At 56.6% G+C, this 22,332-nt stretch carries 19 protein-coding genes; 9 read left to right on the top strand and 10 right to left on the bottom strand.

The window, feature by feature from the left end:
- The first annotated feature begins 88 nt into the window (after positions 1-88).
- The 3 genes from M5M_RS10310 (at position 89) to M5M_RS20345 (ending at position 4,773) form a co-directional block, all read left to right on the top strand.
- A complete protein-coding gene (locus tag M5M_RS10310) occupies positions 89-1,435 on the top strand; it encodes a polysaccharide lyase family 7 protein (protein ID WP_015047428.1) in 1,347 nt (448 codons plus the stop codon).
- A 79-nt stretch (positions 1,436-1,514) separates the two neighbouring features.
- On the top strand, positions 1,515-4,505 hold the full coding sequence (locus M5M_RS10305; RefSeq protein WP_015047427.1) for a chondroitinase-B domain-containing protein: 2,991 nt from the start codon (positions 1,515-1,517) through the stop codon (positions 4,503-4,505).
- A 112-nt stretch (positions 4,506-4,617) separates the two neighbouring features.
- Positions 4,618-4,773: a hypothetical protein gene (locus M5M_RS20345; protein ID WP_016389340.1), complete on the top strand. Its 156-nt coding sequence runs from the start codon at positions 4,618-4,620 to the stop codon at positions 4,771-4,773.
- Positions 4,774-4,884: 111 nt separating this feature from the next.
- Here M5M_RS20345 and M5M_RS10300 read toward each other — a convergent pair whose 3' ends face one another.
- Positions 4,885-6,273 carry a polysaccharide lyase family 7 protein gene (locus tag M5M_RS10300; protein ID WP_015047426.1) on the bottom strand — a complete coding sequence of 463 codons (1,389 nt, stop codon included), beginning with the start codon at positions 6,271-6,273 and terminating at the stop codon, positions 4,885-4,887.
- Here M5M_RS10300 and M5M_RS20495 point away from each other — a divergent pair.
- Positions 6,264-6,563 carry a hypothetical protein gene (locus M5M_RS20495; protein WP_042455043.1) on the top strand — a complete coding sequence of 100 codons (300 nt, stop codon included), beginning with the start codon at positions 6,264-6,266 and terminating at the stop codon, positions 6,561-6,563. The genes M5M_RS10300 and M5M_RS20495 overlap by 10 nt on opposite strands.
- 162 nt (positions 6,564-6,725) lie before the next feature.
- Here the strand turns inward: M5M_RS20495 and M5M_RS10290 are convergent, their stop codons facing one another.
- Positions 6,726-7,025, bottom strand: a complete 300-nt coding sequence (locus M5M_RS10290; RefSeq protein ID WP_024330293.1) for a hypothetical protein — start codon at positions 7,023-7,025, stop codon at positions 6,726-6,728.
- A 125-nt stretch (positions 7,026-7,150) separates the two neighbouring features.
- On the opposite strand from M5M_RS10290, the gene M5M_RS10285 reads away from it, so the two are divergent.
- Positions 7,151-8,566 carry an ATP-binding protein gene (locus M5M_RS10285; RefSeq protein ID WP_015047423.1) on the top strand — a complete coding sequence of 472 codons (1,416 nt, stop codon included), beginning with the start codon at positions 7,151-7,153 and terminating at the stop codon, positions 8,564-8,566.
- Positions 8,556-9,245, top strand: coding sequence for a response regulator (locus M5M_RS10280; protein ID WP_015047422.1), 690 nt, complete (start codon positions 8,556-8,558; stop codon positions 9,243-9,245). Before M5M_RS10285 ends, M5M_RS10280 begins: the two co-directional genes overlap by 11 nt.
- On the opposite strand, the gene M5M_RS10275 is transcribed toward M5M_RS10280, so the two are convergent.
- The 7 genes from M5M_RS10275 to M5M_RS10245 all read right to left on the bottom strand — a co-directional run bounded on the left by M5M_RS10275 (position 9,212) and on the right by M5M_RS10245 (position 14,897).
- Positions 9,212-9,856: an SCO family protein gene (locus M5M_RS10275; protein WP_015047421.1), complete on the bottom strand. Its 645-nt coding sequence runs from the start codon at positions 9,854-9,856 to the stop codon at positions 9,212-9,214. The two genes, M5M_RS10280 and M5M_RS10275, sit on opposite strands and share 34 nt — an antisense overlap.
- Complete coding sequence (locus M5M_RS10270; RefSeq protein ID WP_015047420.1) at positions 9,822-10,418, bottom strand: toxin-antitoxin system YwqK family antitoxin; 597 nt, start codon at positions 10,416-10,418, stop codon at positions 9,822-9,824. Before M5M_RS10270 ends, M5M_RS10275 begins: the two co-directional genes overlap by 35 nt.
- Positions 10,402-11,226 carry a YHYH protein gene (locus tag M5M_RS10265; protein ID WP_015047419.1) on the bottom strand — a complete coding sequence of 275 codons (825 nt, stop codon included), beginning with the start codon at positions 11,224-11,226 and terminating at the stop codon, positions 10,402-10,404. The genes M5M_RS10270 and M5M_RS10265 overlap by 17 nt, the downstream gene beginning before the upstream one ends.
- 87 nt (positions 11,227-11,313) lie before the next feature.
- Positions 11,314-12,117, bottom strand: a complete 804-nt coding sequence (locus tag M5M_RS10260; protein WP_015047418.1) for a rhamnogalacturonan acetylesterase — start codon at positions 12,115-12,117, stop codon at positions 11,314-11,316.
- The gene (locus M5M_RS10255; protein WP_015047417.1) at positions 12,117-13,415 is read right to left on the bottom strand and encodes a TRAP transporter large permease; all 1,299 of its coding nucleotides are present in this window, start codon (positions 13,413-13,415) and stop codon (positions 12,117-12,119) included. The genes M5M_RS10260 and M5M_RS10255 overlap by 1 nt, the downstream gene beginning before the upstream one ends.
- A gap of 11 nt (positions 13,416-13,426) precedes the next feature.
- On the bottom strand, positions 13,427-13,915 hold the full coding sequence (locus M5M_RS10250; RefSeq protein WP_015047416.1) for a TRAP transporter small permease: 489 nt from the start codon (positions 13,913-13,915) through the stop codon (positions 13,427-13,429).
- 10 nt (positions 13,916-13,925) lie between these two features.
- A complete protein-coding gene (locus M5M_RS10245; RefSeq protein ID WP_015047415.1) occupies positions 13,926-14,897 on the bottom strand; it encodes a TRAP transporter substrate-binding protein in 972 nt (323 codons plus the stop codon).
- A 139-nt stretch (positions 14,898-15,036) separates the two neighbouring features.
- Here M5M_RS10245 and M5M_RS10240 point away from each other — a divergent pair, with 139 nt between their 5' ends.
- Positions 15,037-16,017 carry a pectinesterase family protein gene (locus M5M_RS10240; protein ID WP_015047414.1) on the top strand — a complete coding sequence of 327 codons (981 nt, stop codon included), beginning with the start codon at positions 15,037-15,039 and terminating at the stop codon, positions 16,015-16,017.
- 13 nt (positions 16,018-16,030) lie between these two features.
- On the opposite strand, the gene M5M_RS10235 is transcribed toward M5M_RS10240, so the two are convergent.
- On the bottom strand, positions 16,031-17,548 hold the full coding sequence (locus M5M_RS10235) for a UxaA family hydrolase (RefSeq protein ID WP_015047413.1): 1,518 nt from the start codon (positions 17,546-17,548) through the stop codon (positions 16,031-16,033).
- Positions 17,549-17,835: 287 nt separating this feature from the next.
- Between M5M_RS10235 and M5M_RS10230 the strand changes: the two genes are divergently transcribed.
- Complete coding sequence (locus M5M_RS10230) at positions 17,836-19,236, top strand: glycoside hydrolase family 28 protein (protein ID WP_015047412.1); 1,401 nt, start codon at positions 17,836-17,838, stop codon at positions 19,234-19,236.
- Positions 19,237-19,590: 354 nt separating this feature from the next.
- Positions 19,591-22,257: a TonB-dependent receptor gene (locus M5M_RS10225; protein WP_015047411.1), complete on the top strand. Its 2,667-nt coding sequence runs from the start codon at positions 19,591-19,593 to the stop codon at positions 22,255-22,257.
- The last annotated feature ends 75 nt before the right edge of the window (positions 22,258-22,332 follow it).

Here is a 22,332-nt window from a genome sequence, read left to right as displayed (position 1 = left end):
GTCCCATGTTATGGTTTGGTATCAGATAAAAGATTCCCTGGCCGGCCTGTATCCGGTTTGGGTAATAAGAAAGCAGGTGTAGTAGGTAATGAGAAAAACCCTTGGTCTGGCCGCGTTGTTGTTGTCTTCTGAATTGTGCGCCAATGAGCTGGTTAACCCGGGCTTTGAGCAGGGCTGGGAAGGTTGGCAGCCCCAGGGCGAGGGGTTATCGATTTCCGACAAGGCCTACACCGGCAAGCACTCCGTCAAACTGACCAAGCCCGGAAGTTATGTGGGCCGTTTGGTCTCCGTCACGCCTGACACCCGTTACCAGCTTACGGCGCGCGTACTTGGCGCCGGGACGCTGGGTGTGAAAGTGGACGGCCAGATGTATTTTGATCAGCCAGAACGCAAGACCCGCGATTGGGAAGAATTGTCAGTGGTGTTCGACAGTCAGGGGGCCACTCAGGCCATTGTGTTTGCTTCATACGCCGGCACCGAAGGCCGCTTTGACGACTTTTCTTTCTCATTGGCTGAGCACGCCGGCGCGCCCTTGGCGGCAGCTATTCAGCCGAAAAGTGAAGGCGGTACCGGCTTGTCTCCCGACCTCCCTCCGGGCCGCAATTTTGATCTGCTCGGCTGGTATCTGAGCACGCCGCGCGATGATGACGGCGATGGTATCGGCGATATTTACTACGAGTGGGAACTGGCGAATGGCTTTGAGGACGAGCTGTATTTCTTTACCCGTTGGGATGGCGGTATGACTTTCCGCGCGCCCAATAAAGGCGGCCGTACCTCTGCTAATACGAAATTTACCCGCAGTGAATTGCGCGGCATGCTCCGGCGCGGCGATAAATCCATCAAGACCAAAGCTACTGGCGGGCCCAACAAAAACAATTGGGTGTTTTCCAGTGCGCCGCCGCGCGCGCAGCGGATTGCCGGCGCCGTCGATGGCCGCATGGAGGCAACGCTGGCAGTCAATTATGTCACGGTAACCGGCGCCCCCAATCAAGTAGGCCGGGTCATTATCGGTCAGATTCATGCCGACAAGGATGAACCAATCCGACTCTACTACCGCAAATTACCCAACAACACCCGGGGATCTGTGTATATGGCCCATGAGCCCTCGCGCGGCCACGGCGACGAAATATTTATCGACCTGATTGGCAGTCGCAAGGACAACGCTGAAGATCCGGCTAACGGCATCGCGCTGGATGAAAAGTTTTCCTACGTGATTGACGCTAAGGGCAACAGCCTGCGCGTTGAAATCTATGTGGGAGATGAACTGCGCGGTCAGACAGAGGTGGACATGAGTCAATCCGGCTACGACGTGAGTGACGACTACATGTACTTCAAGGCCGGTGTCTACAACCAGAATAACACCGGTAATGCAGACGACTTCGTGCAAGCGACATTTTATCGCCTGGAAACGTCGCACGGTACTGCGCAACCCTGAGTTGCGCGCGCCGGCGTAAGAGCAATGAGCAGCGAACAGTCGCTCAAAAAATAAATAGCAATAAAAAAGAGGACCTACCATGTTTCAGAAAACGTTACTTACCCTGGCCATTGGTGCCGCACTGACGGCGTGCGGTGGTGGTGATAACAGCTACAGCAATACGCCTGGGTCTGTGGAAATCTCGGGCTTTACCGGATCGCCCAGTGTGGGTGATGTGTTGACGGCCACGGTCAGTGATGCCGACGGCGTAGTGGCGGATTCTGTGCTTTACGGTTGGTATGCCAATGGTGCAGCTATTTCCGGTGCGGATGCGGCCACCTTCACGGTAACCAATGAATACGTGGGTCAGACTCTGCAAGTCAAAGTGAGCTATCAGGGTGAAAACGGCCTGCGTGAGTCCACCGCGTCCACTGTAACCGACGCAGTCCCCGCCTCACTCACTATTAATGCGACCTTCGTGCACGGTCTGGTAGAGGGTGGCAGCTGCAGCCTGTTTCCACTGACCGATACCGGCGAAAAAGGTACAGCGCTGGGCTCGGGCATGACGGCTTCCGGTGTGCTGACCTTTGCGGGCGTTGAATATCAGGGGCCCGCCTTGGTTGAATGTTCTGGTGGCACCTACATCGATGAAGCGACCGGCTCCAGTCTGACCGCGCCGCTCACCCGTGCCGTAGTCAATGTGGATGGCGATGCGGACTTTGTGGTTTCGCCACTCACCGAGCTTGCCACCCAGTTGGCACTGGCTGATGCGGCCGGATTGCTGAGTGCGCTGACCACCTATAACAACGATGTGGCGCAGTGGTTCGGGCTGGAATATGTGCCAGCCGGTGCAACTGCTCCGGTCACCATTGATATCACCGCGCAAGCGCCTGCTGATTTGCAAGCCGGTGCTATTGGTAATGATGCTGCCGGCCTTTATGCAACCGCATTGGCATTAGTGTCTCAGCTGGATGAAAATACCAGCGGCGACGCATCAGCCGTCGTGTCTGCATTGGCAAGCGATCTTGAAGATGGAAGTTTTTCTGTGCAGACACTACAGGATCTGGCCGCGGCTCAAATGGATCTTGCCAGTTCCGCGGTGGCGGCAAACCTGAATCAGGCAGCGCTTGATGCGTTGGCAGGTTCTATTGGTATTGTGAACACTGAAGGCTCCGTGTCCATTCAGGGCTCTGCCAGTGTGGGCTCCAGCCTTCAGGCGATTGTGTCTGATGCCAACGGGGTGGGCAGTGTCAGCTATCAATGGTTGGTTGATGGTGTGGCTGCCTCAGGCGAAACCGCTGCCAGTTACAATATTACTGCCGCGGTTCTGGGTTCAACCCTGAGCGTAACCGCGAGCTACACCGATAATGCAGGCTTCTCGGAACAACTGACCTCCGCGTCGACCGCTGCAGTGACCACGGATGCAACAGATTTTGATGGTGTAGCCGGCGCGATATCGGGCACTTTGGTGGTTGGTGAAGCACTGACCGTTGCCGCGCCCACCGATGCCAACGGTATCAGTGGCAGCGTAAGCTATCAGTGGATGGCTGATGGGCAGGCGATCGCCAATGCCAATGCTTCGTCATACACACTAACAGCCGCTGAAGTCGGTGCCGCCATTTCTGTAACGGCAAGTTACACCGATGATGATGGCTTTGATGAATCGCTGACGTCCTCTGCCGATGGTATTGTCTATAGTGCGCTTGTCAGCAATAAAGCCGAATTGGCCTCGGCCGTTGGTGCTGCCGCGTCTGGTGATGTGATCGGTGTGCAGGCAGGCGACTATGCCAATATGCCAGAGCTATCGATTGGCGACGGTGTTACAGTGCAAGCGGTTGCTGGGCAGGCGCCAATCGTTTCCGGTACTAGCTGTATCGTGTTAGGCGCGGGCTCGGTACTGGATGGCATGACCTTCAACGATTTAAGCCTATCGAGCGGTAGCAGTTGTGCGTCGACGGGACCGGCTTCTGTCTATATGGAGGGTAGCGGAGCGGTTTTGTCGAACAACACCTTTAACGGTCAGGCAGATGCTTCGGGTGAATATCATTATGTATCTCTGAAAGGCTTTCAGTCGGTTATTGAGCGCAACGTATTTGCGGCAAAAAATGCCGAACAAAAAGGTTCTGCCATTACCATCTACGTTAACAATACACCGGATAACAACGAAGGTCACAGCATCCGCTATAACCTGTTCAAGGACTTCACATTGCCTTCTGGTGATATCGATAATCGCAACTCATCGGGCTACGCAATTCAGTTGGGGCGTTCTACATCCTCTGATGGTAAAGAAGATGGCCTGACGACGATTGAATATAACCTGTTCAGCAATGTGAATGTTGACCGCCGACTAATCAAAGTGCAATCCAGCCGGAATACGATCCGATATAATACTGTGGTGAATTCCACCGGCCAGATAGCACTTGAAGACGGTTTTGGCTCAACTGTGGATAGTAATATCATTATTTCTGCTGGCGATGATAAGGATGATGGTGGTATTTCGTTCGCCCCATTGGGCCACACCATCAGCAACAACTACATCAATAACATTCGCACCACATCCAGTCAGCGTGCGGCACTGCTCGTCAATTCCGAAGTGTTGACTGGGGACGGCAATGGCGCTGTGATAGCTGATGGCAGCATCAATAAAACGCTGACCATCAGTAACAACACAGTGGTTAACGCACAGTATGCGCTGCAGTTCGGCAGTAAAAACTGTGGTTTGGCCAGTATTGTGATTGATGTGGATGGTCTGTTGATTGCGAACCAGGACTCAGCTAACTCGATTAATGGCAACACCAACGGCAGTGGCCGTACTGCGGTCATAGATGATTGTGCCATTGAGGCGAGCTCCGACTACGACAATGTGCATATCTACTCAGACACCTTGTCTAAAAGCGGCTCTTTCAACTTCAAGCAAGGCATGGATGGCAACCTGTTCGGCGCGGAAAACGGCGCAACGCTCACCACGCCGGATGCCAATAACATGGTTGAAGGAGCGGGTCCCGATGCCGGTATTGGTGCGGATTTGGATGCGTTGATCTACATCTCCGAAGACATGGTCGGTCCGGGTAGCAGCTGGACCGCTGATTGATCGGAAAGCCCGTAAGAAAGCCCGGCATTGCCGGGCTTTTTTTGGTTAAGGATAAAGGACGTGGAAGGATACACGGGAGCAAGGAGAGAGAAACAGACCCTGAGGCTGACCTATGAAAGTGATTCCCGGATGGCAATTGATGTTGTTGGTGGTGGCGGTGTTATCCCTGCTGCTGTACGCGGCCACAGATGATTTGTTTATGAATGATGTAGCTGATGTGCCGGCTCTGGCCGCGTGTTCCCAACAGGCCTGCGATATCAATCGCTGAACGTACGTGTTTATACGAAAAAAGCGCGGGTGCGACTCGTGTTAGCAGTCTGTTGATTAGCCTTTCGCGTGCACGGGGAGGACCAACAGACTGCTGGCGTTTAAATCGCTTCTATTGATGCTCTACCGACAGCTGGTAAATATTCACCACAAACCGGCCTGCTGAACCAATGGACGCCTGCGCATAATTACCGGCTTTGAAATAGTACACATGGTCACTCCAAAGTGTACTCATATTGCCTTCACCAAAAACCACGCTTTTTGATTCATTGCCCACGGTGACGGTTATGGTCTCATCTTCAAGCACAATGCTGTAGTCAAAGGGCTGAGTGCCTGGATTGCCGTAGTCTGAAAAGGTCAGGTTAAACGGGTTACCTTCCACCGGGTGTGCGTTGATGATGGCGCGCACGGGCTTGGCGGGGCCATCCCACTGCAATTTTACCAGTGCTTTGCTGGAATCCTTGGCGTGTATCTGGCCCACCACGGTTTGTGGGTCGTCGGCAAAATACTCGGTAACCGATACACGTGCATTGAGCAGATGCCGGCCGGCGGGTGACCAGTTTGCCTGACTGTCGCTTTCTCCCGGGCTCCAGTCGTAGAGTTCGCGCAACTCAGATCGGGCGTAACTGGAGTTGGTGGTGGAGGCCACGCGCGGGTCGGCCAGGTCAACCATGAAGCGCATGGCGCCGTCGGCAGCGGTCACAAAACTGCCACTCTCGGTGAAGCCATCGTTCAGAGGTGCCACGCCATCGGGGTTCAGATCAAAGGGTTTGACTTCCGCTGCACTGCTGCCGCCACTGCCAAAAAACTCGTCTTTGGAATAGGGCAGGGTAATTTTCCAGTTGTCCAGATTAAAATTGCCGGAGGGCGGTAATGCGGCATTCAGTGCCGGCGTGCGCTGATAGTCCAGCTCGGTAAAATGTACCTCGGCGTGACCATCGGTCTGTAAATAGACGCCGGCCTTGAAGTAGTTGCTGTTGCTGGCCCAGTAATCCAGTGCTCTGTCGGTCACATAATCCTGACCATCCATGGCGATGGTCAATCGGTTTGCTGCCACATCAATGCTTACGCTGTTGCCATTGCTGTTGCGCTGGCCCATGGGAATCCAGCTGTATTCGCCCGCCTCGATCAGATCATCTTTCACCACCGCCCAGAAGTGATCGGAGAGGCCATTTTTCTCACGCATCCAGGCGATGCGCACCAGCGGTTTTTTGGGTTCGTCGGTGGTGTGCACTTGCATCACGGTGAGCTGATCAACGGTTTGCGCGAGCGGGTCCACCAGATGAAAGCTGCCACTCATCGTGTTGCCGGCATCGCCTGAGTACCATTCACTCATCTGGCGTAGCTCGCTGCGGCTGCTGGCGCCGTCGGCCACAAATACCATTTCATCGGGTGCATCCGACGGGCTGTAAAAATAACGGTTGTGGGCATCGGCACTGTCAAAATTGCCCTGTGCAATCAGCGTGCTGCTGGTGGGCGCCTGCAGTTTGGATGCATCCAACAGAGCATCAAAATTATCGCTTGCCTGATAAGGGGCAAGGGCTACGCTTGGCGTTGGCGTTGGCGTTGGCGTTGGCGTTGGCGTTGGCGTTGGCGTTGGCGTTGGCGTTGGCGTTGGCGTTGGCGTTGGCGTTGGCGTTGGCGTTGGCGTCGGGGTCGGGGTCGGGGTCGGGGTCGGGGTCGGGGTCGGGGTCGGGGTCGGGGTCGGGGTCGGGGTTGGCGTCGGAGTCGGAGTCGGAGTCGGAGTCGGGGCGGGCGCCGGCTCTGAACTTCCGCCGCCGCAGGCTGTGAGTAGCAGGCAGCTGGCCAAAAATACGCTGATCAAGGGAGTGTTGGGCATGGCTGTCTCCGGCGGACTTAAGTATCTGATTAATTGGGCGTCCAAACGATCAGATTATATCCGTGGCGACCACGCCATGCCAAGCGATTGCGTTTTTTCAGGCTATGCTGGGCTTATTCCCCGGTTTTTTCCCGCTTCATCCGCGCCAGGTGCTCGTCCGGAATTGCCAGTAGCTGGCCCCGGTGATTCACGCAGGTTCCGTTGATGGTGTCTCCGTTGGCCAGAGTAAAGCTGACCTGGCTACCTTCGCTGGCATCGGCACAGGCAGTGATCGCCTCTTCGGGCGGCTTGCGTTTACCCTTGTCACCGTCCGATGGCTGTGCCAATGCGAATGAACTGATAGCGAATGACAGGAATAGGCATAATGGGGTGCGCATGGATTGATCCTCGGCGTTAAATGGAGGCTTGATCATGGCGTGCTCAGGCGCAGCAAAGTTGCACAAATTGTGAAACAAATGTGGAATCGCAGGGGCTGGCGCTGGGGTCGTCCGCTTGTACCCGGTAGACTCTCCTTTTCATTCTCTGGACTTGGCAGTGTATGTCCGTAGGCCGCAAATTATTCATCGCCTTGCTAGTGGTGCTGGTGGCTGCGTTCAGCGGGGTGCTCTATGCCTTGCAACTGCAGCTGCGGGCCGATCTGTCGCAATTTGAAGATGCCCGCCAGCGCGCCGCCTTCCAGCCACTGGCCGACGCACTGGGCGCGGCCTATGTCAGCGCGGGTGGTTGGCGTCCGTGGCTGGCGGATCGTCGCGCAGTGCATGCCTTGCTTGATGCGCATACGCGTAACACGGATGTACAGCCACAGGCCCGCCCGGGGCCACCCATGCGTATGATGCCCTTGTTTATTCTGGATGCGGAGCGCCGGGTTATCTTCCCGCCCCGCGGTCGGGGAAACGCACCGGCGCACGAGCCCTTGCCTCCCGGTCAATTGCTGCTCGCAATCAAGGCTTCAGAAGACGGGCGCCCGGTGGGCTGGTTGGCCGTACCGCAGCGCGAGCCGTTGGCTGACGCGGTGGTGAAAACCCTGTACGAAAGTCAGCTGCAGGCACAGTGGTGGTCGCTGGCGGTGGCACTGTTGCTGGCGCTCGCGCTGGCATTGTTGATGGCGCGCTACCTTAACCGGCGCCTGGACGGTATCAAACAGGAAATCCGGCGCCTGGCCGGCGGTGATCTTGTGGCGCGGCCGGACCGCCTGGTGCTCGCCCCCGATGAATTTGGCGATCTGGCGCAGCACCTCGAAGATCTGCGCCTGGCATTGCAGAACACAGAAAATTTCCGTCGCCAATGGCTGGCCGACAGTTCCCATGAATTACGTACGCCCACGGCGGCGGCCATGGCTAAACTCGAAGCCATGCTCGATGGTATCCAGCCCATCCAACGCGACAATCTGCAGGTGGTGCACGCGGCGATTGAACGACTGGCAACACTGATTGATGACCTCAACGCGTCGGCGTCTGCGGAATTTCATTCGTTCAATTCGCCACGTGAACCGGTGGACCTGCATCAGTTGTGCAGTGATTGTGTGCGCCAGATGCAGGCCTGGGCGGGTGCCCGGGGGCTGGATCTGACGTTCGATGGGCCGACGGATATTATGCTGCCGGGCGATTCGGCGCGCTTGCACCAGCTGTTGCAAAACCTGCTCGGCAACAGCATTAAATACACCGACCCGCCCGGCCGTATTCAGGTTCGCCTGCGTGCCGACAACAGCGGGGTTATTCTTACCGTAGAAGACAGCGCACCCGGTGTCAGCGCCGAGCAATTGCCCCGCTTGTTCGATCACCTTTACCGCGCCGACAGTTCGCGCAATCGCAGCACCGGTGGCAGCGGGCTGGGCCTGGCCATTGCCCGCCGCATTGTGGAGGCGCACGGGGGCAGTCTGAGTGCGTCGGCTTCAGCCCTGGGCGGGATTAAAATGACAATGGTGTTTGGCGGAAAAACAACCCATGAAACCTAAAATACTGGTAGTGGAAGACGAACCGACGCTGGCCGAAGTGTTATGTGATTATCTGGCCGCGTCAGGGTTCGATGCACACAGCCTGGCGGACGGCAATCAGGTCATCGCCTGGGTGCAACAACACCAGCCGGCCGCCGTGACGCTGGATGTGATGTTGCCGGGTAAAGACGGCTTTCAGCTGCTGAAGGAAATCCGTCAGTTCTCGCAGGTGCCGGTGTTGATGATTTCCGCCCGCGTGGATGAAATTGATCGGCTGTTGGGGCTGGAATTGCACGCCGACGATTATATCTGCAAGCCGTTCAGTGCGCGCGAAGTGGTGGCGCGCATCAAAACCGTGTTGCGGCGCCAGCAGCAGATGGCAGAGATCCCCGCGCCGGCAACCACATTTATCCTCGACCGCGAGCGTTTATGTGTGAGGCTGCGCGAGCAGGAACAAACGCTGACCCAGGTGGAATTTGAACTATTGGCCTGCCTGATGGCGCGACCGGGCCGGATTGTGTCCCGCAGCCATCTGATGGACACCATCTACCCCGACCGTCGCATCGTGTCGGACCGGACCATTGACAGCCACGTGAAGAAGCTGCGCAAAAAACTGGCTTTGCTGCAGCCGGAAACTGAGCTGATCGGGTCTATTTATGGTGCCGGTTACAAGTTCGACGACTCGGCTTTGAGCCGGTGAATGTCGTCAATCAGGTTTTGCACCGAGGCCGCATTCAGGCCGTTGTACACACCCCGGATGTGCCTGTGCTGATCGATCAGCAGCAGGTTTTCCGTATGCAGAAAATCGTCACTGCTTTGCACTTCACCCAGATCTTCGTTGGCAAAATAGGCATCGCGCGCTAACCGGTAGGTGCGCTCCCGGTCACCGGTAAGCAGTTGCCACTGGCGTCCCGTAATGCCATTGTGTTTGGCATAGTCCTGCAGAATGTCCACGGTATCATGCTGCGGACGGATGGAGTGGGACAGAATCATCACGCCGGTATCCTGCGCAAATGCCTCGTGAACTTTTACCAGTTTTGACCGTATGGCAGGGCAAATGCCGGGGCAGGTAGTAAAGAAAAAATTTGCCACGTAAATTTTTCCATCAACCAGTGCCTCGGTAACCGTTTCGCCGAATTGATTGGTAAAGCGGAAAGCAGGAATCCGGTGGAATTGCTGCGCCGCTTTCGAATCGGGTGTCAACCAATGCGGGGTAAAATCTGCCGACTGATAAAAGGGCAGTGTGTCGCTGGCAATCGCCTGCAGGGTCAGCAGGCTAGTTAAGCTGAGTAAACTGAGCAATGTCTTCATTGTTTAATTCCACGCATAAATTGGCTTTGTTCAGGCCGTAAAGCCGGCCATTGCGGTATTCGTAGTTGCTGAACAGCTTGCCGTTCTGGCGCCAGCCCTGCTGCAGGCCTTCCGGTTTACCCTGCCGGTAATAAAGCCGTTTGAACTTTTCACCGGTGCGGTACCAGTGCAGGGACTCGCCATCCAGCTGATTGTGCAGGTAAAAGCTGGATGAACGCGGATTGCCGTTGCGCCACCAGCTTTTCATTAACCCGTGACGTTCTCCCCGGGCAAAACTGGCATCAAAAGCGAGCTGACCCTCTTCAAACCACTCGCGCAAATAGCCGTGGCGCCGGCCCTCTCGGAACTGCTGTGCCGAACGCAGTGCGCCGTTGTCGTGATAGCTCACCGCCGTACCGGTGAAGGGGCGATCGCGATAGAGGCGCAGGCCTTTGCTGTCGAGTGTCAGTTGCTCAAGAAATACCGTGGGCCCGGTGATGACCTGGTAGCACAGCGCGGCCATCAGCAGCGCGCCGATGGCCAGCAACCCGCGCGCGGGCCAGCGATCAGTTACTGATGCCATAGTAGGTGCCCTGATAGTCACCGGGAAATGCCAGATAATAGGCATTCAGATACAGCGTGTTCTGGATGTGATAGTGATATTGGTTGTCGCCGAAGGTGTGCTGGGTGAAGGTGGTATGTCCGCCCGACTCGTCAAGGTCGGTGGGGTAGTCGCCCACGCCATAACACTTGCGTCCGTACAGAAAAAAGCCATCCGCCATTACGCCAACTAAGGCATCGTCATCATCGGAAATCGCCTTGGGTTCCAGATGGTAGTGATAGACCTCGGGCCCGGTGTGGGCACCATTGCGATCAAAACCCTGGATTACGCCCAGTTGCAACGCCACGTTCGGACCTTCCTGATCATTGAAAATCGGTGCGCCGGAGGTGGCAATCCCAACGGCACCCAATCGGGTGGCGGTGCTGCTGCCGGCTTTTTCCGGGGCCACCGGTGTGGTGAGGTAGTAGCGGTTGGAATAATCTTCAATGTATCCGGGCGACATGTGCGCTATGTCTGTTTCAGCGCCAGGCGCTTCGTATAAACCGCTGCGGTTATCTGGGTTCCAGTAGGGTGAGGTGTGATCGGGTTTGCCAGCGGCCTCGAAGGTGACCTCGCAGCCATCGTCAGACAGGGTCACCGTGACGTTGCTGCCGAAAAACAAATAGGCGCCCGACAGCTCGGTTACAGCATGGGTGCATGCACTGGTGGACGCATCGGTATCCTCCACAATGGGTGTCAGGTTGTCGCTGTCAGATGAGCCGCCACAGGCGCTCAAGAGCGCGATGGCGCAACAGGCGCTGAGCCTGCGCGAAAAACAAAGGCTTTGCATAGTCTCTCTCCTGAGGGGGTTGCCGCTACCTTATTGGGGCGCAGTGCAACAAGCGTGGAGAGAATGTGCAGATTTTGTGAAAGCTGCTCAGTGGCTTGGCCGTTCGACCGTGTATTCCAGCTGCAGGTGTTTGGGGTCGGGTGTGCGCAGGTATTGAATCAGCGGATGCTTTAGCAGGCGTAACTCCCTCAGCACCAGTTGCGCCACTTCACGTGCGCCCAATTCATTGAAGTGAGTGTTGTCGCTGACACCGACCGGATAATTGGGGTGGTCACCCGGCGCCAGGTGCATGAAACGCAGGCGCGAGGCGGCGTCGCCTTGTGCGCTGAACCAGTCCCGGGTGATGCTATCCAGATCGAGCAGTAAAATATTTTGTGCTTTGGCGACATTTGCCACTCGTTCACTGTAGAGCGGGTGCGTTTCAACGATAAGGTCACCGGAAAATTTCCGGCGCGTGACCGGTGTGGCCAGTATCGGCGTTGCGTTTCGTTCACGCACCTCGCGCACAAACCGGGTCAGATTGGCTTCAAATTGCGCTGGCGAGCTGTAGCGCTCGCGCTTGTGTTTGGCTTCATCGTTGTGGCCGAACTGGATAATCACCCAATCGCCGGGCTGGATGGCTGCTAATAGCTGATCCCACAAGCCTTCATCGCGGAATGAACGGGTGCTGCGGCCATTCTGGGCGTAATTAATTACCTGCAGCGCGTCGCCAAAAAATGTCGCGAAGGGCGTGCCCCAGCCGGTCTCGGGAAAATCTTTCGGGTGTTTGTCGGCCAGGGTGGAATCACCTGCCAGGTGCAGGCGAACCACCGGTGGCTCACTGGCAACGGTCGCATGGGTGCATAGCAGTAATGCGGCAAGCCAGAGGCCGCAGCGCCTCAGAGGGTTCATCAGTAGAGTCCGAACAAACGCGGTAACGCTTCAGACAATGCCGGGATGTAAGCCACCAGCATCAGCACGATGAACATGGCCAGGTACATGGGCAACAGCGGCCGGATCAATTGGGTGATACTGGTTTTGGCAATACTCGCGCCCACAAACAACACGCTGCCCACCGGCGGTGTGCACAAGCCAATGCACAGGTTCAGTACCATCATGATGCCGAAATGCAGCGGCGACATGCCGAGTTCGCTGGCCACCGGCAAAAAGATCGGCGTGAAAATCAGCACCGCCGGGGTCATGTCCATGAAGATCCCCACGGCCAGCAAAATCAGGTTGATGGTGAGCAGAATTACGATCGGATTGCTGGATAATTCCAACAAGCCGGCGGAAATGGATTGCGGAATATTTTCGTAAGACAGAATCCAGCTCATGGCACTGCTGGTGCCGATGAGGAACATGACGATGGCGGTGGTAATCGCCGATTTCACCAGAATGTCCGGCAACTGTTTCAGGCTCACTTCGCGGTAAATAAACACGCTCAGTATCAACGCGTACAGCACGGCAATGGCGCTGGCCTCGGTGGGTGTGAAAATGCCGCCCACAATACCGCCAATGATCAGCACAATCAGGAACAGGCTGGGAATGGCGTCGAGCGCGATACGCAGACTGTCGCCCAGACTGGTGCGCTCGCCTACCGGGTAGCCTTTACGCTTGGCCCAGATACCGCACACGGCCATCAATGACAGCGCCAGTAAAATACCGGGCAAATAGCCGGCAATAAACAGGGCTGCAATGGATACACCGCCAGAAGCCAGTGAATACACAATCAGAATATTCGAGGGTGGAATCAACAGGCCGGAGGTGGATGAGGCGACGGTAACGGCTGCGTTGAAGTCTTTGTCGTAACCTTCTTTATTCATGACCGGAATCATGAAGCCGCCGATGGCGCTGGTGGCGGCCACGGCCGAACCGGAAATGGCGCCGAACAGGGCGCAGGATACGATATTCACATAGGCCAGGCCGCCGGGCAGCATGCCGATCATGACTTTGGCAAAATTGATTAATCGGCGGGCAATGCCGCCCTGGCCCATCAACATGCCGCTCAGGATAAAAAACGGAATCGCCAACAGGGCAAAACTTTCTATGCCGCCGGCCATGCGTTGGGCAATGGTGGTGATCGCAGGCCCGCCGTCAATGGTGAACAACATGGTCAGCAGCGTGGCCATGCCGATACAAATGGAAATTGGTACGTTGATAAACAGCAGCACCACAAAGGTGATCAGCAGTACCCAAACAGAGATGTCCATAGCAGCCCCGGTTATTGTGAATAGGATTGATCGGCATCGAGGCCGTTGAATAAAAACGCCAGGGCGTAAACACAAATCAGCAAACCACTGAAGGGCACGGCCAGGTACACATAACCCATGCGGATGCCGAGTGCCGCCGACACCTGATTGAGTTCAAATGTCATCTGCACCAGGTAGCCGCCACCCAACACCATGACCCCGGCGGCAAAGGCAAAACTCACCAGCAGGCCGATGCGTCTGACATTCAGGGCGGACGCACCCGTCAGTTTGGCGGTAATGAGATCCAGCCCCAGATGGGCGTTAAAGCGAAACGCATAGGCCGAGCCGAGAATGCCGATCCAGATTAATAGAAAGCCAGCCAGTTCCTCGGTAAAGGAACTCGGTTGGCTCATCACAAACCGGGTGAGCACCTGCCAGGTCACATCCAGCACCATCAGGGTCATCAGCAATGCCAGCAGCCAGTACAGGCTGCGGTCGAGCAGCGAAATCAAGGGTTTCATCAGGTCCGCCTTACAATGATTTGATGGTATTTAACAGCTCACCCACGGGCGTGCCTTCGAGGGCACTGTGCATGGGGCTGACCTGCTGTGCGAACAGTGTCTTGTCGGGATAAATAACGGTGACGCCAGCGGCCTGTACTTCCGCCAGCGCTTTTTCCGTTTGCTGCTTCCACAGCGCCCGTTGCACCGGCACCGACTCATCCGCGGCCTGCTGCAACCATTGTTGATGTTGGGCCGACAGGTTGCGCCACACGTGCGCGCTCACCAGTAGCATGTCGGGCACGTAGCTGTGCTCGTCCAGGCTGTAGTATTTCGACACTTCGTAATGCTTGGAGGAATAAAAACTGGGCGGATTATTTTCCGCACCGTCCACCACGCCCTGTTGCAGTGAGGTGTACAACTCGCCAAAGGAAATAGGCGTGGCGGAACCGCCAAGCGTGCTCACCATTTCCACGGCGGTCTGGCTTTTCTGTACGCGGATTTTCAGGCCTTCCAGGTCGGCGGGCGTATTGATGGCGCGGTCGGTGGTGTAAAAGCTGCGGGCACCGGCATCGTAGTAACACAGTCCGCGCAGGCGCACCCGCTCGCCAGCCACTAACAGCTGTTTGCCCAGATCACTGTCGAGCACGCGCCAGAAATGGTCCTCATCGCGGAACACGTAGGGCAGGCTGAACACTTTCATTTCCGGTACAAAGCTTTCCATCGGGCTGGCGGACACCTTGGTCATGGCCAGGCTGCCGATTTGCAGTAGTTCGATCATTTCCCGTTCGGACCCCAACTGGCCGCTGGGGTAAATGTCGATGGTCAGTTCACCGCCGGAAATGGTATTCAGCCGTTCGGCCATGGCCACCATGCCCTGATGAACCGGGTGGCTGGTATCCAGCGTGTGCGCGAGCTTGAGCCGCTTGGTGGTGTCCTGACCTTTGCAGCCGGTGATGGCCAGGGCCAGGCTCAGCAGTGTCAGTCCCAGTAGTTTGCCCATGGGTGCCTCTGTCGGTTGATGGTCAATGCTGTCGCACGCCAGTCAGGGTGGTCAGCATTTGGTTATACATGTTTTGTTATATTGGTAAGACCAAAATGCTACACTAGGTCCCCTCACAATAACAAGCCGGGATTTGCCCATGTTGCGTTACTGCCTGTTTTTTTTCTGTCTGGTGTCGGGTTTGGCCCATCCGGCCAGTCACTTGCGCGTGGGGCCCGATCAGACTTACGCCACCATTCAGGCAGCGGTGGACGCGGCTAATGGAATAGACGGGCCAGTGGTGATACACATCGCCGCCGGGCAATACCTGGAAAAGGTATACATCACCCGGGACCAATTGGCATTAGTGGGTGCCGGGCCGGACAAAACCATTATTGAATTCGCTGAATTGCGCGAGCACTGGCGCGCGCATGCGGAGACCGATTGGGGTGCCGCGGTGGTGAATATCAATGCCTCGGACGTGGCGCTGCTGGATCTCACCGTGCTAAACAGTTACGGCCAGCGCACCGGCGATCACGACCATCAGTTTGCGGTGCGGTCTCTCCAGGGCACCCGCATCATCACCGACAACTGCCGCCTGATCAGTGGCGGTGCCGATACCCTCAGCCTGTGGGACAAGAATGGGATGTACTACCACAGTCGCTGTTATTTCGAAGGCTATGTGGATCAGGTGTGCCCGCGCGGCTGGGCCTACATTACCGACAGCGAATTCTTCACCCGCTCGCCGGGCCACGCACTCTGGCACGACGGGGACGGTGATCCGGCCAAAGCGTTGGTGGTGGTGAACAGCCGGTTTTCCGGCGAGCCGGGTTATCGGCTGGGCCGGCGCCACTACGATGCCAGCTTCTGGCTGATCAATCCGCGCTTCGACCGGCACCTGAACCGGCAGCCCCTGTACCGTAAAACCTACCCCGATGAGCCGACGCGCGACAGGCCCAACCATTGGGGTGATCGCTATTATTTTTCCGGTGCTGCATCGGTGGATTTCAGTCCCTTGCCGGCCTGGGCGGCGACCAATATGCCACCGGTGCGGGTGTCGCCCGCACTGGCCTTCGGTGATCGTTGGCAACCGGAACGGGATCTGGCCCGTTGGCGCGCCCGCATTGCCGGCGCGGAATGAATCGGGCCGGGCCCTAAACCACCGCGCCTATGTGCCAGGGCGTGAACTCGTTGTCGCCGTAGCCCAGCTTTTCGCTGGCGGTGCGCTCGCCCGAGGCGGTGCGCAGAATGGTCTGGAAGATCTCCTCGCCCGACGCCGCCAGGCTGCCGCCGGGTTCGATGGCCTTGCCGCAGTTGATGTCCATGTCTTCCTGCATGCGTTCATACAGGGCGGTGTTGCTGGCGAGCTTCAGGCTGGGCACGGGCTTGTTGCCGAAAGCCGAGCCGCGGCCGGTGGTAAAGCAGATCACGTTCGCGCCCGATGCCACCTGCCCGGTGACAGATACCGGGTCAAAGCCGGGGCTGTCCATGAATACCAGCCCGCGGGTGTTGACCCGTTCGGCATACTGGAACACGCCACGCAAATTGGTGCTGCCGCCTTTGGCCATGGCGCCCAGGGATTTTTCCAGAATGGTGGTGAGCCCGCCGGCTTTGTTGCCGGGCGAGGGGTTGTTGTTCAGTTCTACCCCGTGCATGAGCGTGTAGTGCTCCCACCATTGCACTAAATCGGCGAGCGCTTGCGCGGTTTCCGGCGTTTCGGCGCGTGCGGTCAGCAGGTGTTCGGCGCCGTAGATTTCCGGCGTTTCCGAATAGATCACCGTGCCGCCGTGGGCGATGAGCGTATCAGCGGCGCGCCCCAGCGCCGGGTTGGCGGTGACGCCGGACAGTGCATCGGAACCGCCGCACTGGACGGCCAGTGTCAGGTGGCTGGCGTCGGCCGGTGTGCGCCGGGCGCGATTGACCGAGGGCAGCATCTCGCGCAACTGATCCAGACCGTACGCAATGGATTTGCGCGTGCCGGCCTGCTGTTGAATGGTGTAGGCGCGGAAGGTATCGGATTCCTGCAGGCCCTGGCTTTCCATCAGCTGTTTTAATTGCATCGCTTCGCAGCCCAGACCTAACAGGATCACGCCACCAAAATTCGGGTGCGCGGCATAGCCGGACAAGGTCCGGGCCAGCAACTCGCCGCCCCGGCTGTTGGGGTTCATGCCGCAACCGGAACTGTGCACCAGGGGCACAAGGCCGTCGATCTGGTCATAGTCATTGAGCAGGCCCTGCACCTGCGCCTGGTGCGCAATGTGTCGGGCGGTGGTGGCCGAGCAATTGACGGTGGTCACCAGCGCCATGAAATTGCGCGTGCCCACCCGGCCATCGGCGCGCTGATAGCCCATGAATTGTGCCCGGTCCGCGGGTGCCACAAAGGGTGTGTCGCGCAGGTTGCTGCAGAAATGGTGGCTGCGGGTTTCGCCTGCCATCACGCAATTGTGCACGTGCACATGTTCGCCCGCGCGGATCGGTTGGCTCGCCTGGCCAATGACCTGGCCGTATTTGCGGATGGCCGCGCCCGCGGGCAGGTCGGTTATCGCCACTTTGTGCATGGCCGGTACCGGTTGAATGCAATGACCGCCCACTGGCAGCGCTTGTCCTTCATCGAGAGGCGTCAGGGCCAATAACACGTTATCGTCGGGGTGCAGGTGAATGGCGTGGGTCATGGTAATCACGGTGTGGCTTAATCGTGGTGCCAGTTTAACTTAAATTGGTCATACCGCAATTAGTTTGTGTCCTGGCTTTACTTTGGTTTAACGGTTGAAAAATTGTCAGTCTTGTGTGGCTTAAATTTTATTTTCTTGTATTTCAATAGGTTATGATTATTCTGGTTTTTGGTTTGGGTGATGCTTTGTCATATTGGTAATACCAAATGTTGAGTTTTGGTTGTTGCTGGGGCACACTCCGGCCAGGTTATTTCACAAGTCGCACACGTAAAAAAGGAGCTGAGGCCATGCTGCCCCGACGTCAATTTCTGCAACTGTCCATCGCAGGTTCAGCCGGCGCCCTGTTGGCCTGCTCCGCGCGGGAGCCGGGTGCTGTCAAATCACCAATAGCGGATGATTGGCAACTGGCGGATCAGATAGTGCAGTCCATACGCGAAGTGCAGATTCCCGAGCGCGATTTTGTGGTGGAGGATTTTGGTGCGGTGGCCGATTCCGACGAGGATGCCACTCGGGCCATTGCCGATGCCATTGCCGCTGCTCATGCGGCCGGCGGCGGGCGCGTGGTGTGCGCCAAGGGGGTTTATCAGACCGCGGCTATTCATCTCAAATCCAACGTGGAGTTGCACGTGGCGGAAGGGGCGACGCTGTCTTTTGTCACCGACCCGTCGCGCTACCTGCCCGCCGTGTTTACCCGCTGGGAGGGCATGGAGATGATGGGCTATTCGCCACTGATTTATGCCTATGGCCAGCAGAATATTGCTGTCACCGGCGGCGGCGTGCTGGATGGCAATGCCAATGACCAGACCTGGTGGCCCTGGAAGGGCGCGCACAAAGAACGGCATTGGGATCTGATTGAGGGTGAAGATCAGCGCCCGGCGCGCGATGCATTGCAGGCCGATGTGCTGGCGGGCGTGGACCCGCGTGAACGTCACTATGCCGAGGGCAGCTTCCTGCGGCCCGCCTTCGTACAGTTCTATGCCTGTAACCAGGTCAAAATTGAAGGCGTGACGCTGGTCAATTCGCCCTTCTGGTTGCTGCATCCGGTGTTGTGTGAAAGCGTAGTGGTGCGCGGCGTGACTTGTCGCAGCCACGGCCCCAACAACGATGGCTGTGACCCGGAGTCCTGTAAAAACGTGCTAATCGAACAATGCGTGTTCGACACAGGTGATGACTGTATTGCACTCAAAAGCGGCCGCAATGAGGACGGCCGCCGGGTGGGGGTGGCGGTGGAAAATGTGGTGGTGCGCCATTGCGAAATGCGGGATGGCCACGGCGGGTTGGTGCTGGGCAGCGAAATCTCCGGCGGCGCCCGCAACATTTTCATGGAACATTGCAGCATGAACAGCCCGCATCTGGAACGTGCGCTGCGGTTCAAAACCAATGCCCGGCGCGGTGGTGTTATCGAGAAAGTGCGCGTGCGTCACGTTCACATTCAGCAGGCGCAGGAAGCGCTGGTGGTGAATTTTCATTACGAAGAAGGCGAGGCGGGTGAGCATATGCCCACCGTGCGCGATATTCTGGTGGAGGATCTTCGCTGTGATCAGGTGGAGCGGGTGTTTCATTTGCGTGGCTTTGCCCACAACCCGGTGGGTGCCATTACCCTCAGGCGCGCACAGTTTGGTCGGGTGGCAAAAGCCGACATCATCGAGCATGCACCGGATCTGACGCTGGAGCAGGTGGTGCGTTGAATACCGGAGCCAGCTTTCCAATAACGCAGGGCGCCCGTGGGCGCCTTGTGTGTTTATGGTCTGCGACTGTTGTTGAAACCCGGGCTGGGACTTGTTGGTTTGGTAAGGCCAAATATTAATGGGCTGCCGCGTGACGGGCTATGGAGCTGAGAGCCTCACTCAGCGCGGCCTTTCTGGGTGTTTGCGGGTGTTTGGTAAATTGAGTTAAGCTAATTGGTATTACCAAATAGCTGCCAAAACGGGTTGATTTGGTAATACTAGTGTGTCAGGATGGTCTGCATTACCAGTTTAGGTAATGCACTGCATGTGCTGTATCGATGCATATAAAGACAAGTAATTCGATCGGGAGATAACATGAACGCCTGCAAAATCAAGCCGCTGGTAGCGGCCATAGCGTTGGCAACCCCTGCGCTATCACAGTCCGCCCTGGCTCAAGAGCAAGGCTCGGCGGTACTGGAAGAGATCACAGTAACTGCCAGCTATCGCGACAGTCTGGCCAATGCACTCAATCAGAAGCGCGATGCCGTTGGATCACGCGACGTGATCATGGCGGAAGACATTGCCGACTTTCCGGATCTGAACCTGGCGGAATCGCTCCAGCGGATTCCGGGCGTGGCCATTTCGCGCGACGCCGGTGAAGGTCGCAACGTATCCGTGCGGGGTCTTGGCCCGCAGTTTACCCGCGTACGCATCAACGGTATGGAGGCCATGTCTACCACCGGTGGTACCGACTCCTCGGGTGGTGCCAACCGCGACCGCGCGTTTGACTTCAATACCTTTGCCTCAGAGCTGTTTAATAGTCTGACTGTGCACAAAACCGCATCGGCCGATATCGATGAGGGTTCATTGGGCGCGACCATTGATCTGTCTACCGGCAAGCCGTTGGACTACAAAGATGATCTGACATTCCGTCTGTCGGGCCAGGCTGGTTACAACGATCTGGCGCAGGAAGTTGATCCGCGCGCGTCTTTCCTGGTGGCGGGTAAAAATGGTGATGAAACGATCGGCTGGTCGCTCACCGGTTCTTACTCCAAGCGCAACATTCTGGAAGAAGGTTTCAGTGCTGTTCGCTGGTCGTCAGAGCGAGATTTCGCCAGCTGCTCCGCCTGTGCCGATCAGGCCGAGTTTGATGCTGTTAACGATGGTATCTACCCACGGATTCCGCGTTACGGTGTTTTATCCCATGAGCAAGAGCGCTTCGGTCTCACCGGCTCGCTGCAGTTCCGACCGACCGACCGTACGGATATTTCGGTGGATTATCTGATGTCCAACTTTGATGCGACCCGCTCGGAAGAGTTTGTGGAAGTGAGCATCAAGGAAAATGGCAACGCTAACCAGATGGATGTGGTCGACTATGAGTTGGATTCGAACAACACGCTGACTTACATGGCATTGTCTGACTTCGATACCCGTATTGAAAATCGCTACGATGAGCTGAACACCAAGTTCCAGCAGCTGTCGGTATCCGCCAGTCACGAGTTCAGCGATAACTTCCGCGTCAGTGGTTTGTTGGGGACTTCAAATTCAGCGTTCGATAACCCGATCCAGACCACCATTATTTATGATGCGTTTGATGCGCCAGATACCTTCACCTACGACGCGCGCAGCGACAGCAAGATGGTTGATCTGAGCTGGGGCAACTTTGACCTCACTAACCCGGATAACTTTGAATACACCAACTTCCGTGATCGCCCGAACAGTGTGGATAATTCGTTTGACACCGCGCAGTTCAATCTGACCTACGATATCAGCGATGTCTGGTCGGTGGATGCGGGTGTTTCGTACAAGCAGTACAATTTTGAAGTGACTGAATCACGCCGCGATAACCGGGTCAGTGCAGTGACCAGCGATGGCCAGGATCTGCCGGTGGGTGATATGTATACCCTCACCAGCCTGAACGGCATCACCTGGATCACACCAGATGTTGCCGCCGCAGCAGCCGCTGTGGATCTGTACAATCAACCGCTCAGCCTGCGCAGTCAGGATGATCGTGCGGTGAAGGAAAAAGACACCGGTTTCTATGTGCAAGTGAACTGGGATTCGGAAGTGGCAGGCATGCCATTGCGCGGTAATTTCGGTGTGCGCCAGGTTACCACCTCACTGGAATCTACGGGCAACACCTCAATCGGTGGTGAGCTTCAGAAGGTGACTGTGGATCGTGATTACTCCGATACTCTGCCGTCTCTGAACGTGGTCTTGTCTCCGGTGGAAGACGTAAATCTCCGTCTGTCCTACGCCAAAGTCATGGCGCGACCCGGCCTGGGCGATCTGACACCCGGCGGCTCTGTGGATCAATTTAACGGCGTGGTTAAATATGGTAATCCGAACCTCGACCCCTTCCGTGCTGATGCGTTTGATCTGTCGGCGGAATGGTACTACGACGATGAGGCCCTGGTTGCATTGGCTTACTTCAAAAAGAAAATTGATTCTTTTGTGGTGAGCACTTCCGATGCGGGCGTGCCCTGGTCGTCCACTGGCTTGCCAAACTCCATCCTGGATCCGAACGGCCAATACGGCGCCAATGATCTTTGGCAGGTTGACGGCAAAGGCAATGGCAAAGGCGGCGATCTCGACGGCTTCGAAGTGATCTGGCAGCAGCCGCTGTTTAATGATTTTGGTGTAGTAGCAAACTACACCTATGTGGACTCGGCGGTTGAATACGGCGAAGACAGCGATGGCAACATCATTGTTGATGATCTGCAAGGCTTGTCCCGCAATACCTATAACCTGACGTTCTACTATGAGACCGAAAAGTTCGGTGCCCGCATCTCCTGGGCCAAGCGTGATGATTATCTGACCCGCGTGCCCGGCCGCAATGGCAACGACATTGAAGGTACTATCGGTACCCAGAATGTGGATATGGCTCTCAACTATAATTTCTCCGAGCAGCTCAAGTTCACTTTCGAAGGTATCAACCTGACCGATGAATACAACCACCAGTATGTGGATTCCTCTATCCGCAGCTCGGTTTATCATCACACCGGTCGTCAGTTCTATCTGGGTGCGTCTTACGCATTCTGATTACGGCTGACAACAGCGGATGAACACACGGGGCGCAGGGATGCGCCCGCTTTATTTACACAAAGAGATAATGTA

Origin of the sequence: Simiduia agarivorans SA1 = DSM 21679 (assembly GCF_000305785.2) — a bacterium.
Taxonomy (GTDB): Bacteria; Pseudomonadota; Gammaproteobacteria; order Pseudomonadales; family Cellvibrionaceae; genus Simiduia; species Simiduia agarivorans.
This window is presented reverse-complemented; position numbering and strand designations above follow the sequence as displayed.

Coding starts and splice junctions, on each gene's coding strand:
- M5M_RS10310 (WP_015047428.1), top strand. CDS start 89: ATGAGAAAAACCCTTGGTCTGGCCGCGTTGTTGTTGTCTTCTGAATTG.
- M5M_RS10305 (WP_015047427.1), top strand. CDS start 1,515: ATGTTTCAGAAAACGTTACTTACCCTGGCCATTGGTGCCGCACTGACG.
- M5M_RS20345 (WP_016389340.1), top strand. CDS start 4,618: ATGAAAGTGATTCCCGGATGGCAATTGATGTTGTTGGTGGTGGCGGTG.
- M5M_RS20495 (WP_042455043.1), top strand. CDS start 6,264: ATGCATCCAACAGAGCATCAAAATTATCGCTTGCCTGATAAGGGGCAA.
- M5M_RS10290 (WP_024330293.1), bottom strand. CDS start 7,025: ATGATCAAGCCTCCATTTAACGCCGAGGATCAATCCATGCGCACCCCA.
- M5M_RS10285 (WP_015047423.1), top strand. CDS start 7,151: ATGTCCGTAGGCCGCAAATTATTCATCGCCTTGCTAGTGGTGCTGGTG.
- M5M_RS10280 (WP_015047422.1), top strand. CDS start 8,556: ATGAAACCTAAAATACTGGTAGTGGAAGACGAACCGACGCTGGCCGAA.
- M5M_RS10275 (WP_015047421.1), bottom strand. CDS start 9,856: ATGAAGACATTGCTCAGTTTACTCAGCTTAACTAGCCTGCTGACCCTG.
- M5M_RS10270 (WP_015047420.1), bottom strand. CDS start 10,418: ATGGCATCAGTAACTGATCGCTGGCCCGCGCGCGGGTTGCTGGCCATC.
- M5M_RS10265 (WP_015047419.1), bottom strand. CDS start 11,226: ATGCAAAGCCTTTGTTTTTCGCGCAGGCTCAGCGCCTGTTGCGCCATC.
- M5M_RS10260 (WP_015047418.1), bottom strand. CDS start 12,117: ATGAACCCTCTGAGGCGCTGCGGCCTCTGGCTTGCCGCATTACTGCTA.
- M5M_RS10255 (WP_015047417.1), bottom strand. CDS start 13,415: ATGGACATCTCTGTTTGGGTACTGCTGATCACCTTTGTGGTGCTGCTG.
- M5M_RS10250 (WP_015047416.1), bottom strand. CDS start 13,915: ATGAAACCCTTGATTTCGCTGCTCGACCGCAGCCTGTACTGGCTGCTG.
- M5M_RS10245 (WP_015047415.1), bottom strand. CDS start 14,897: ATGGGCAAACTACTGGGACTGACACTGCTGAGCCTGGCCCTGGCCATC.
- M5M_RS10240 (WP_015047414.1), top strand. CDS start 15,037: ATGTTGCGTTACTGCCTGTTTTTTTTCTGTCTGGTGTCGGGTTTGGCC.
- M5M_RS10235 (WP_015047413.1), bottom strand. CDS start 17,548: ATGACCCACGCCATTCACCTGCACCCCGACGATAACGTGTTATTGGCC.
- M5M_RS10230 (WP_015047412.1), top strand. CDS start 17,836: ATGCTGCCCCGACGTCAATTTCTGCAACTGTCCATCGCAGGTTCAGCC.
- M5M_RS10225 (WP_015047411.1), top strand. CDS start 19,591: ATGAACGCCTGCAAAATCAAGCCGCTGGTAGCGGCCATAGCGTTGGCA.